At 44.0% G+C, this 10,369-nt stretch carries 14 protein-coding genes; 2 read left to right on the top strand and 12 right to left on the bottom strand.

Going from position 1 to position 10,369, the window contains the following annotated elements; genetic code table 11:
• The 12 genes from rpsS to WC788_09605 all read right to left on the bottom strand — a co-directional run.
• On the bottom strand, positions 1 to 305 hold a 305-nt coding region (rpsS, locus tag WC788_09660; protein MFA6097862.1), incomplete at its 3' end, for a 30S ribosomal protein S19.
• Between the two features lie 11 nt (positions 306 to 316).
• The gene (gene rplB / locus WC788_09655) at positions 317 to 1,159 is read right to left on the bottom strand and encodes a 50S ribosomal protein L2 (GenBank protein ID MFA6097861.1); all 843 of its coding nucleotides are present in this window, start codon (positions 1,157 to 1,159) and stop codon (positions 317 to 319) included.
• Between the two features lie 25 nt (positions 1,160 to 1,184).
• Complete coding sequence (gene rplW, locus WC788_09650; GenBank protein ID MFA6097860.1) at positions 1,185 to 1,679, bottom strand: 50S ribosomal protein L23; 495 nt, start codon at positions 1,677 to 1,679, stop codon at positions 1,185 to 1,187.
• 12 nt (positions 1,680 to 1,691) lie between these two features.
• Entirely contained in the window at positions 1,692 to 2,339 is a 648-nt protein-coding gene (gene rplD / locus WC788_09645) for a 50S ribosomal protein L4 (GenBank protein MFA6097859.1), read from the bottom strand.
• A 39-nt stretch (positions 2,340 to 2,378) separates the two neighbouring features.
• Positions 2,379 to 2,993 (bottom strand): 50S ribosomal protein L3, encoded by a 615-nt coding sequence (rplC, locus tag WC788_09640; protein MFA6097858.1) that lies wholly within the window; start codon positions 2,991 to 2,993, stop codon positions 2,379 to 2,381.
• A 201-nt stretch (positions 2,994 to 3,194) separates the two neighbouring features.
• Positions 3,195 to 3,533 carry a 30S ribosomal protein S10 gene (gene rpsJ, locus WC788_09635; protein MFA6097857.1) on the bottom strand — a complete coding sequence of 113 codons (339 nt, stop codon included), beginning with the start codon at positions 3,531 to 3,533 and terminating at the stop codon, positions 3,195 to 3,197.
• Positions 3,534 to 3,665: 132 nt separating this feature from the next.
• The gene (gene tuf, locus WC788_09630) at positions 3,666 to 4,865 is read right to left on the bottom strand and encodes an elongation factor Tu (protein ID MFA6097856.1); all 1,200 of its coding nucleotides are present in this window, start codon (positions 4,863 to 4,865) and stop codon (positions 3,666 to 3,668) included.
• 245 nt (positions 4,866 to 5,110) lie between these two features.
• On the bottom strand, positions 5,111 to 5,443 hold the full coding sequence (locus WC788_09625) for a hypothetical protein (protein MFA6097855.1): 333 nt from the start codon (positions 5,441 to 5,443) through the stop codon (positions 5,111 to 5,113).
• A 217-nt stretch (positions 5,444 to 5,660) separates the two neighbouring features.
• Positions 5,661 to 5,915, bottom strand: a complete 255-nt coding sequence (locus WC788_09620) for a hypothetical protein (protein ID MFA6097854.1) — start codon at positions 5,913 to 5,915, stop codon at positions 5,661 to 5,663.
• 105 nt (positions 5,916 to 6,020) lie between these two features.
• Positions 6,021 to 7,799, bottom strand: a complete 1,779-nt coding sequence (locus tag WC788_09615) for a hypothetical protein (protein MFA6097853.1) — start codon at positions 7,797 to 7,799, stop codon at positions 6,021 to 6,023.
• Between the two features lie 151 nt (positions 7,800 to 7,950).
• Positions 7,951 to 8,133 (bottom strand): hypothetical protein, encoded by a 183-nt coding sequence (locus WC788_09610; protein MFA6097852.1) that lies wholly within the window; start codon positions 8,131 to 8,133, stop codon positions 7,951 to 7,953.
• 170 nt (positions 8,134 to 8,303) lie between these two features.
• The gene (locus tag WC788_09605; GenBank protein MFA6097851.1) at positions 8,304 to 8,666 is read right to left on the bottom strand and encodes a hypothetical protein; all 363 of its coding nucleotides are present in this window, start codon (positions 8,664 to 8,666) and stop codon (positions 8,304 to 8,306) included.
• Positions 8,667 to 8,784: 118 nt separating this feature from the next.
• Here WC788_09605 and WC788_09600 point away from each other — a divergent pair, with 118 nt between their 5' ends.
• Complete coding sequence (locus WC788_09600; protein ID MFA6097850.1) at positions 8,785 to 9,093, top strand: hypothetical protein; 309 nt, start codon at positions 8,785 to 8,787, stop codon at positions 9,091 to 9,093.
• A gap of 41 nt (positions 9,094 to 9,134) precedes the next feature.
• On the top strand, positions 9,135 to 10,369 hold a 1,235-nt coding region (locus WC788_09595), incomplete at its 3' end, for a hypothetical protein (protein MFA6097849.1).

The raw sequence follows: 10,369 nt of genomic DNA, 5'->3' as shown, positions 1-10,369 counted from the left end.
CCTTTTGCCGCTTCCTTGTCTGCCGCTTCCTTTTCTTGTTCCTTCTGCATCTTTCCGCCATGCTTCGTAAACTTTCTGGTCAGCGAAAATTCTCCCAGCTTGTGTCCGACCATGTCTTCAGTGACAAAAACCTCGATATGGCTCTTTCCGTTATGGACTCCGAACACATATCCCACCATTTCAGGCGTAATGGTCGATCTTCTGGCCCAGGTCTTTATGGCCGTCTTGTCTCCTGCCTTCATATTCTTCACCTTTTCCAGAAGCCTCTGATCAACATAAGGTCCTTTTTTTAGCGATCTTGACATATGTTATAAATTTAATTGGTAATTATTGGCACTTCCTTTTCAACTCTCTGTTTCAATTTCTTCTTTTTCTTCCTTACAGTCTTATATCCCAACGCCGGCTTGCCCCATGGGGTCTTCGGATGCTTCAAGCCGATCGGCTGGCGGCCCTCTCCTCCTCCATGAGGATGATCAACGGGGTTCATGGCAGAACCTCTGACCTCGGGACGCTTTCCCATCCATCTCGCGCGGCCCGCTTTTCCGATAACGACCTTATTGTGGTCCAGATTGCTGACCTGGCCGATGCTCGCAAATGCTTCCTCGCTGACCAGCATGACCCTTCCCGAAGGAAGTCCGATATGAGCGAGTCCGCCTTCGATAGCCATAAGCTTTGCTGCAGTTCCCGCAGATCTTGCGATCTGTCCGCCTTTGCCCGGAAACATTTCAACATTGAATATGATCGAACCGACCGGAATTTTCTTGACAGGCAGCCTGTTTCCGAGCTTTATAGGCGCATTCTGCGATGTGATGATATCGTCGCCCTTCTTCAGCCCGTCCGGTGCGATAATATATCTCTTTTCTCCATCCGCATATGCAAGTAGAGCTATTCTTGCGGTCCTGTTCGGATCGTATTCAATAGATGCAACCTTTGCAGGTATCTCAAATTTGTTCATTTTGAAATCAATGATCCTGAATCTCTTCTTGACCGCTCCGCCTCTGTGCCTTGTGGTTATCGTTCCGAGGCTTCCGCGTCCGGCCTTGCTTGTTTTCGGAGCAAGCAGGCTCTTTTCGGGCTTTGTCTTATCTAACATTGAAAAATCATATCCGAGCATTCCTCTTCTTCCTGGTGACGTTGGTTTATATTTTTTTAATGCCATATTAGCTTAAATTACTTTCAATTAATTAAACTCCCTCGATAACATCGATCGTTTCTCCTTTTTTGAGTTTTACGATCGCTTTTTTAAATCCGCTCTTTTCTCCCGGAATGCCTTTATACATTTTCGTTTTTGAAGGCACGTTTATCATATTCACCCTCTCAACGGAAACATGGTATATATTTTCAACAGCTTTTTTCACTTCGGTCTTATTGGCGCTTTTGGCAACCTCAAAAACATACTTGTTCTCTTCTCCCGAATAAAAAGCCTTTTCGGAGATATGCGGCCTCCTAATGAGGTCAAAATGCGCGAGCGGCGTATTTTCTTTTGCGGGCGCCTTCTTCTTTTTTGCCGTCTCTTTCACAGCCGGCTTTTTTTCCGCCGTTTCCGCCTTCGCGCTCTTAGTCTCGGTTTTCTTTGCCGCCTTCCTGGAATCCTTTTTTACCGCCTTTGAAGGAGCGGCCACGGCCTTTACGCCTTCCGTTTTGTCTTCTTTCTTTCTGATCTTATCTAAAATTCCCATATATATAATTTACTATTTTTTAATATTAAACTCATGCTTATACGTCTTTTCAATATCCTTGATTGCCTCTTTGTTAATAAGAAGCGTCTTATTGCTGAGAAGATCAACCACATTCAACGAATTGCTTGCAACAAAGCTTACATAAGATATATTCTTTGCCGAATTGATGATGTTCTCATTCTTCTTATCGAGCGATATCACAACCTTGCCCAAAAGCGGAAGTTTATTCAGAATGTTCTCCATTTTCTTGGTCGATGCCTTTTCTAAATTGAAATTCTCAACGACAACGATCTCATTGTCCCTGAGTTTTCCCGAAAGCACCATAAAAAGAGCTCTCATCTTCATCTTCTTGTTTATTTTTTTCGTAAAATTCCTGTCAGGTCTGGGTCCGAAAACGATGCCTCCGCCTTTCCATATCGGAGATCTGATGGATCCGTGCCTCGCCTTTCCCAATCCTTTCTGTTTCCATGGCTTCTTTCCTCCGCCTCTGACCTCGCCTTTGTGTTTTGTGTGCGCGAAGGCCTCTCTGGAATTGGCCGATTGCGCAACAACCGCCTGATGCACAAGATTATCATTGACCTTGAGGTCAAAGATCCTCTTAGGTAGCTCGATCTCGCCGGTTTCCTTTCCTTCTATGTTGTATACTTTTACTTTTGGCATATCTTTAAAATATTTTAATCTTTATTAAATTTAACCTTTCTATTCGCTTAAAACTTTCAGCAACCCTCCCGGATTTCCGGCTACGGATCCTTTCACAAGCAATAATCCGCGCTCCTTATCCACTTCCGCGATCTTCAGACTGATCTGTGTATGTTTATCCGCACCCATTCTTCCGGCCATCCTTTTTCCCTTGGCAACTTTTCCGGTTCTTCTCGATGCAAGCGAGCCCGGCTTTCTGTTGCTGTGCTTCTGTCCGTGAGATGCCGGTCCGCCCCTGAAACCATGTCTCTTCATCGGCCCCTGGAATCCTTTCGCCTTTGTCGTTCCGACGATCTTCACCTTGTCGCCTTCAGCGAACACGCTAAGTTCGATCTTATCACCGACCTTATATTCCGCCTTTTCCTCAGGTTCGAATTCAGCAAGATATCTGAATTTTCCAAGACCTTTCAAATGCCCTGCCATCGGCTTGTTTATGCTTTTCTTCTCTCCGAATCCCACCTGTACCGCCCTATATCCGTCCTTCTCGACCGTCTTAACTTGTGTCACCACGCAAGGTCCGGCTTCAATGACAGTGACCGGAACAACCTTTCTGTTTTCCCCTTCGCCGATGAATATCTGGCTCATTCCAATTTTTTTTCCTAATATGAATTTCATAATATATATAAATTAATCAATCTGATAAACAAATAAAAAAACCGGACATTCAGCCAACCATAACCGTTTTAATCCGATTTCATTGGCTAATTCAGTATACTAAGTACTCATAACTTTCCCGGAACTCGATTGTTTCACAGTCCCAGTACCAGTACTTAAACTAGCATATAATAAATTTTAATTTTAACAGTTCATTTACAACTACATCTTTATTTCAACGAATACACCCGCCGGAAGATTCAGATTCGTCAGCGCATCGATGATCTTTGGATTCGGTTCAATTATGTCAACGAGTCTCTTGTGGATCCTCATTTCAAATTGATCACGTGAATCCTTGTGCACGAAAGTGGATTTGTTTACGGTCAGCTTGCTTATCTCTGTAGGAAGAGGCACCGGTCCTCTGACAGTAGCGCCATTCCTCAAAACCGTCTCCACAATCTGCTTTGCGGACTGATCTATGATCTTATGATCATAGGCCTTGATCTTTATCCTGATCTTCGTTTTAGTCTCATTGTTTTCCTGTTTCTTTTTATCGGTCATTTAGGTCCAAGTGAGTTAAATTTATTATCTATATGAACTTTAGTTATTTTATGGGATAAAAAAATGAATTTTTATCTTTCGTCTGCATAAAAAAGTGATTTTTTATGCAAAAAATAAGAAGAATGAATCTTCCTATTTTATGATCTTCGTAACAACGCCCGCACCTACAGTTTTTCCGCCTTCTCTGATCGCAAATCTCATTCCTTCTTCCATGGCCACCGGAGCGATCAATTTGATCGATAGGTTCACTGTATCTCCGGGCATAACCATTTCAGTTCCTTCAGGAAGCGCTGCCTCGCCCGTAACATCGGTAGTTCTGATATAAAATTGAGGTTTGTATCCTGTAAAGAAAGGAGTGTGTCTTCCGCCTTCCTCTTTCGTCAAAACATAAACTTCGCCCAAAAATTCGGTATGCGGAGTGATGGATCCGATCGCTGCCAGAACCTGGCCTCTTTGAACATCTTCCTTCTTGATGCCTCGGAGCAGGATTCCCGCATTGTCTCCGGCCTGGCCCTTGTCCAATTGCTTATTGAACATTTCAATTCCGGTTACGACAACTTTCTTGGTAGGTTTGATCCCGACCAGTTCAACTTCCTGGTTCAGGTTGACAATGCCTCTTTCGATCCTTCCGGTTACGACAGTTCCTCTTCCTTCAATGGAGAATATATCTTCAATAGGCATAAGGTAAGGTTTGTCTGTTTCTCTCTTCGGCTGCGGAATTCTTTCATCCAAAGCCTTGGTGAGTTCAAGAACAGGTTTGCAAGCTGCGCATTCTTCTTTGCCGCATCCGCATTCAAGAGCCTTGAGAGCTGAACCTCTCACAATAGCAGTATTTGCACCGTCAAATTCATATTTCGTCAAAAGTTCCCTGACTTCGTCCTCAACGAGATCAATAAGTTCAGGATCATCCACCATATCCACCTTGTTGATGAAAACAACGATCTCAGGAACACCGACTTGCCTTGCGAGCAAAATGTGTTCTCTGGTCTGAGGCATAGGACCGTCAGTTGCCGCCACGACCAAAATAGCACCGTCCATCTGGGCTGCGCCTGTGATCATGTTCTTTATATAGTCGGCATGTCCCGGACAATCAACATGAGCATAATGTCTCGCGTCTGTCTCATATTCAACATGAGCAGTGGCGATCGTAATGCCTCTGGCTTTTGATTCCGGCGCCTTATCCAGATCATCAACATTTACCTTGTGTGACTTTTTTCCGGCTCCGGCTAGACAGCTGGTTATAGCTGCGGTCAAAGTTGTTTTTCCATGGTCAACATGGCCGATTGTGCCGACGTTAACATGTGGTTTTGACCTATCAAATAGTTCTGCCATTTTTATATTTCTCCTTCGATTAAGACAGCCTGACGCCGCCTTAATAAATTATTTAATTTATAAAATAAAATACTTTCTTATTAACGCTATTTTTAACAATACAATTCATTCTAGCACACATAAAAAATTTGACAAGACCCTCGGCCGTTCAACCATACGGAATAACTGATTTGTTGGTTCTTAAAGTTATATACCTATATTACACATATATAACAAAATTGTCAATAGTCAGTCCCGAAATGTTTTTATAGCCCTTCCACGACCATTTCTTCATCCGTCTTATCTGCCGCTTTTTCGGCCCTAAACTCTTTCCTGCAGTCCAAATTCAGATTATTTTCGATCTGCTTCAATCTCCTTTCTTCCTGTTTTTTCTTCCAGACATTTATATCCAGATTGATCCTTTCCAAATTCCCTTCCGCCTCCTTCCTCTTTGAAAAATCATTTTTGACATCATTGACCCTGGCATATTCATCCACGTCTATGATCACCATGGTCGGTTTTCCATCTTCAACAATGATCACCTTTCCGCCGATGATCTTTATCAGTTTTTTTATCTTGTCAAAATTGTTGTCAGTCATGCTTTTTTGATTTATTTTACTTAATAAAGATTAGCATAAAATATTTATTTGTCAACACATTTTATGCGATGACCGCACCGGCAATTCCCCTGCGATCGTCCTGTAAAATTTGATAAAAAATATAGGCGGACTATGCGTCGCACCTAAAGATTGATTGCGTCTCGCCGGATGGCGAATGAATGTTTTATTTTTTATTTATTTTTATTTATTTTACATTTTATGCTGTCTGAGCCTTGAGATCAAACTGTCCGGTGTTTCCGCAGATGGGACATATCAGAAGACTTCCATGAAGCGCCAAACGACATTCCATGCTGGCGATATCGTGCCCGAATTTCCTCAAAATCGCTTTACTTGCGCCCGACAGACCGTAAAAATCTTCCTTTAAGAAACTCCTTGTTTCTATATCCGGAAAATTTTCAGGCTTCGCCGCAAATTCGCAAATTTTGCATCTTATCTCTTCGAGAAACTTCAATTTATCACCCTACGATGATTTTATCACAATATTTTTATTTGTAAAATATGTTCCTCGACATAAAAAAATACTCCCGCAGAAGCGGGAGTATTCCATTGCTATTTCCTAATCTACGTCATTGGCAACCACGTCATCGCCCGCAGGAAGCTGGTTTGATGCGGTACTATCGACGCTCACGATCTTGTTTTCTTTGAATCCGCCTTTTTTGAAATCCTCGCTCGACCTGATCCATCTTTTCTTTCCATGATCTACGACATAGACTTTTCCGGAATTATCCTTTATCAGGCTTCCGTCCGGATACGTGAGCTGAGTTGAAACATCGAATTTTTTGGCCTGCTTGTCTTTTATGACAAGGACCTTGTTCCAATCATATTTCCTGGCATTGAAAAGCTGTATGTCTGAGATCGGAACTTTCTTTCCGCCCTCAACGACATATACGGTATTCGTGCCTTCAACTCTGATCAGCGCGCCTTCCGGATGGGCTGAATTCGAATTCATCGGTGCGGCATTGCTGAAGATCCCAAGCGACTTCGGAGCGACAACCAGAACATTGTTCCAATTGTATCCGAGGTCCGCAAACGCTATCGGGTCAAGAATATGCTTCTTCTGGCCGTTTGCAACGACATAGACCTCCGGCCTGTCAGATTCTCTCACCATAGTGCCATCCGCATAGTTCAGAGGCTCCCCGTCAGAATAGGTGTCCGCCTCTTCCTGATCCACTTCTTCAACATCGGCAAAGCTCAGTCCATTGCTGGCAAGCACTGTCGGCGACTGGATCGGCATCTTTAAGCCATCTTCAATGACATAGACGGTCGGCTTGCCTTTCACTTTTATGACAGATTTATTCGGCTTCTTCCATACCTCGAACGCGACGCCATAACCGTTCGTTCCATCGATCACATATTTTGTGATCCCGTTGTGATACAGATCAACGATGCCGAATGATTTCGGAAATCCGGCTGCGGCATGCTTATCGAAATTTATCGTGACCGTATCGCTTGCATCAAGCGTATCGGCATCCAGTTTGAGATGGACCAAAATCCCGTCGATCCCGCCATACAAAGCGGACTGCCAGTCGATCTCGGTATTCGACTTGGACGTTATTTTGTCCGGCCATTCAAAACGCAAAGTTTTGACCAAATTCAATTTTCCTCCGCTATCGATCTTGAACGATCCCGTCGCATTCAGAAGCGGAGTCGTGCATTTAACTGTTGCGGTAGGAATGCATTCTTCGCCATACCCGCTTGCATCGATCCTTCCCCAGAACACCTTCATAAAATAGCTCGGATGCTTTGAAACTTTATAGCCTTTCACCACAAGTTCTCTTCCACTTCCGACATCCACTGATGTTTCTCCGTCATTTGAATATAATTCCTGTGCGGTTTTTTTGATCTGATATGAAGATGCGCCGCCCGAAACATAACCGCTTGCGGAATCGAGAGAAGTATCTATCGTAACGAAACTCGAGGCCGGAGCCGAAACTGTCAGCATAACCCCGTCCCAGTCGCTGTATATAAGCGAATTCCAGGAAACTTTAGTAGCCGTCTCTTCGGTGATCTTGTCCGCTTCGGCTGTGTGATTTTCGAACTTCAGAGTATTTTCAAGACTCACTCTTGCCGTATTGTCAACGGTCGCGCTTCCCTTGAAATTCGTCTGTGCGACGCTTTGAGGATCTCCCGTGACATTTCCCCATCTCACCTTGACCTGGAAGTGAAGCATATCATTTGCAGTGATGGCCTCGCCTTGCGCCGCATCGGAAGAGTCATCGCTCGCTTCATTATCATCGGCGCTTGCGGTCATTACAGCCGCCGGCATCAGACTTACGATGAATGCAAAAACAGCGAACATTCCAATAATTTTTTTTATCGTCTTTATTTTTATCATAATATTGTCCTTTTAATATTTTCAATTAATTCTTAAATGAAGCTGGGATCATCTGAATTCATGATCCTGGCTTTCTTGTGCAAATCCAAATTTTTCGACCTTTGAATTGCATCGCTTGCGATGCCTTACATATTAATAAACGAGACTGTTTTCATTTTGTGACTCTGCCTGCATGAGCCCGCCATAGACCGATCATATTTGCAAACCCGCCTACTTCGGACAGGCACTGGATCCGCCTATAGCCATCTCCTCTTTTTAAGATGCCTAAATTATACAGATGCGCCTGCCGAATGTAGACTTGTTCCGCCGAACCGGCGGTCTTTGAGAATGACATGTTTTTTTGTTATCATTTCTCCTCGAGTTGGCCTCACATATCATAGACGCAGCTTCGCGCATTGTATTACAGGAGTATCATATCTATGCTCGCATTATAGCATAATCATACAGTCTTGTCTTTCCGAGTCTAAAGCAAATAAAAAAAAGGAGATGATGTTTATCCCCTAGTCAGATCTTGCTTAGGCCATTCCAACTTCTTGGATACAGAATCGATATTATTATAATGGCCATCGCCACAGCAGGCCCTTCCAAAAGGAATATTTTTGCCTCCGGAAAAATGTGCGGCAAGCTCAGAATAGCTCCTGTCAGATAGGCAGCCATCGTTGAACCGACCAGGACATCCCTTGTTAATTCGGTTATGTCTATCAGTCTGTTGACTGCCAATGCCAGCGATCCAAAAGTTGCAATGATCAAAACGATCAAGCCTTGCTGTATCCAAAATGGATTCATTCCCATGTCCATGGCTATGGCAGCAGCAAGCAAAATAATTCCGAAAGCCGGAATAAATGCTCTTAAGAATTTAATTTTCATCAATCTTTCCTCCTGAATAAATAATACTACTTGAAATTGCATATTGTCAAAATGCGTTTTACAAATTCAGACCAATGATATAAAATTGCTGTAAATCGTTTAATACGAACATGGAGGAATGAACATATACAAATTGTACGATGTGCCGCAAATGGCAAGCGATTCGCCGGAAATTTCCAGATTACTGGAAATGCACGACTTCAGAGAGCTGCAGATCCGCATGAACAACGTGAAAACGCAGGAGGATATGCCGGAAGGGCGGCGGATATGCGGAGAACTTGATGCAATATCGGAAAAATTAGCTGATTTTCAGAAAAAGAACGGGCATAGCGACACTGCCGAATCGATCAAAAAAACCGTTGATTCCGCATCGGACGCTTTCACGACAAGGATCGCGCGCACCATAGTCATCACCAGATTGCTCTAAAAACAAGCGGGGAAACTCCCCTGTTTTTTTATTGTCCCGTATTGACAATCCCGGAGAAATATATTACGATCCTTTGTCGCTCAATTGCGAACAGCAGTTTTGACGTGATAGAGAATGCGCCAAGACTTCTGTTCATAATCGCAGAACAGAAGGAGCGAAAGATGTTATCAGACGCAGAAAAGATCTCGAGATCTATCGACGGAGAGGTTCATTTATTCAATGGCGAATATGATTTAGCTTTTGAATGTTTCGTTGAATCGGGATCAAAAAGAAACTTGATCCGGCTTGCAAGAGCGGCTCTTGAAAAGGGCTTAACGCACATCGCCGAGGAGAGCTTCCGCTTGGCAGGCGCTACGCCTTCCTATAGGGAATGCGAGATCATCAAGGGAGATCTCAGCTTTGGGTCCGGAGACCTTATGAAGGCCCACAGATGTTATGAAAATGCGGGCGCAAGGATCAGGCTTTTGGGACTTGGCCTCCACTGTCTGAAAAATGGATACGTGCTGATCGCACTGAACTGCTATGAAAAAGCCGGGGTAAAACCTCCCGAGGATGAGCTCAGGAATTTCATAGACAAGTACGTTGAAAATATCGAACAAAGAATAAGGAAAAGAAGCCATATCGGCGTAAAAGAAGCATGCTATGCCCTTCACGACAAGGAAAAACTGAAAAGCATTGCAAAGCTTCTGATCGAAAAAGGACAGATCCTTCTCGGAATATATTTCTGGGAAGATACCGGAGAAAAATTCCCGAGCGAAAGCCTCACGCGCATTCAGAAAGCAAAACTTATCGCAGAAGGCGACAGACATTACAGGGACAGTGTCCGATTCGACCACTGCCTATATGGAAGCTGCATAGAAGCCTATGCCAAAGCGGGAGCAAAAGACCGGCTCCTCGGCCTGTTCGACCAATGCCTCGAAGAAGATGAACTGGAGCACGCGCTCAAGATCCTGAATGTGCTTTATGGCGCTCCCCTGAAATATTTCGCCCCGCGCGAGATGGAAGAGAAGATCTTCGAATATGCCAAAGCCCAGCTGCGGAAAGGAGAATTCAGGGAAGGAATGAAAGCTTGCAGCGCTATCGGGAGAAAACCTCCCAAAACAGAGCTCTATGCCTGCGGAGAAAAATGCCTGTTCGGATCGGACGAGAGAGAGCTTTTCATGCTCGCCCCCGAAGTTTTCCGCGAAGGAATGAAAGCCTACAGAAAAGCAGGACTCACGCCTTCGAGAAAGAAGATCGTTGCGGCAGGCTACAGATACCTGGAACTTGGACTGGG

Source organism: Candidatus Paceibacterota bacterium (assembly GCA_041661265.1).
Classification (GTDB): Bacteria; Patescibacteriota; Minisyncoccia; order JAHIHE01; family JAGLIN01; genus JBAZUT01.
This window is presented reverse-complemented; position numbering and strand designations above follow the sequence as displayed.

Coding starts and splice junctions, on each gene's coding strand:
- rplB (MFA6097861.1), bottom strand. CDS start 1,159: ATGGCATTAAAAAAATATAAACCAACGTCACCAGGAAGAAGAGGAATG.
- rplW (MFA6097860.1), bottom strand. CDS start 1,679: ATGGGAATTTTAGATAAGATCAGAAAGAAAGAAGACAAAACGGAAGGC.
- rplD (MFA6097859.1), bottom strand. CDS start 2,339: ATGCCAAAAGTAAAAGTATACAACATAGAAGGAAAGGAAACCGGCGAG.
- rplC (MFA6097858.1), bottom strand. CDS start 2,993: ATGAAATTCATATTAGGAAAAAAAATTGGAATGAGCCAGATATTCATC.
- rpsJ (MFA6097857.1), bottom strand. CDS start 3,533: ATGACCGATAAAAAGAAACAGGAAAACAATGAGACTAAAACGAAGATC.
- tuf (MFA6097856.1), bottom strand. CDS start 4,865: ATGGCAGAACTATTTGATAGGTCAAAACCACATGTTAACGTCGGCACA.
- WC788_09625 (MFA6097855.1), bottom strand. CDS start 5,443: ATGACTGACAACAATTTTGACAAGATAAAAAAACTGATAAAGATCATC.
- WC788_09615 (MFA6097853.1), bottom strand. CDS start 7,799: ATGATAAAAATAAAGACGATAAAAAAAATTATTGGAATGTTCGCTGTT.
- WC788_09610 (MFA6097852.1), bottom strand. CDS start 8,133: ATGTCATTCTCAAAGACCGCCGGTTCGGCGGAACAAGTCTACATTCGG.
- WC788_09605 (MFA6097851.1), bottom strand. CDS start 8,666: ATGAAAATTAAATTCTTAAGAGCATTTATTCCGGCTTTCGGAATTATT.
- WC788_09600 (MFA6097850.1), top strand. CDS start 8,785: ATGAACATATACAAATTGTACGATGTGCCGCAAATGGCAAGCGATTCG.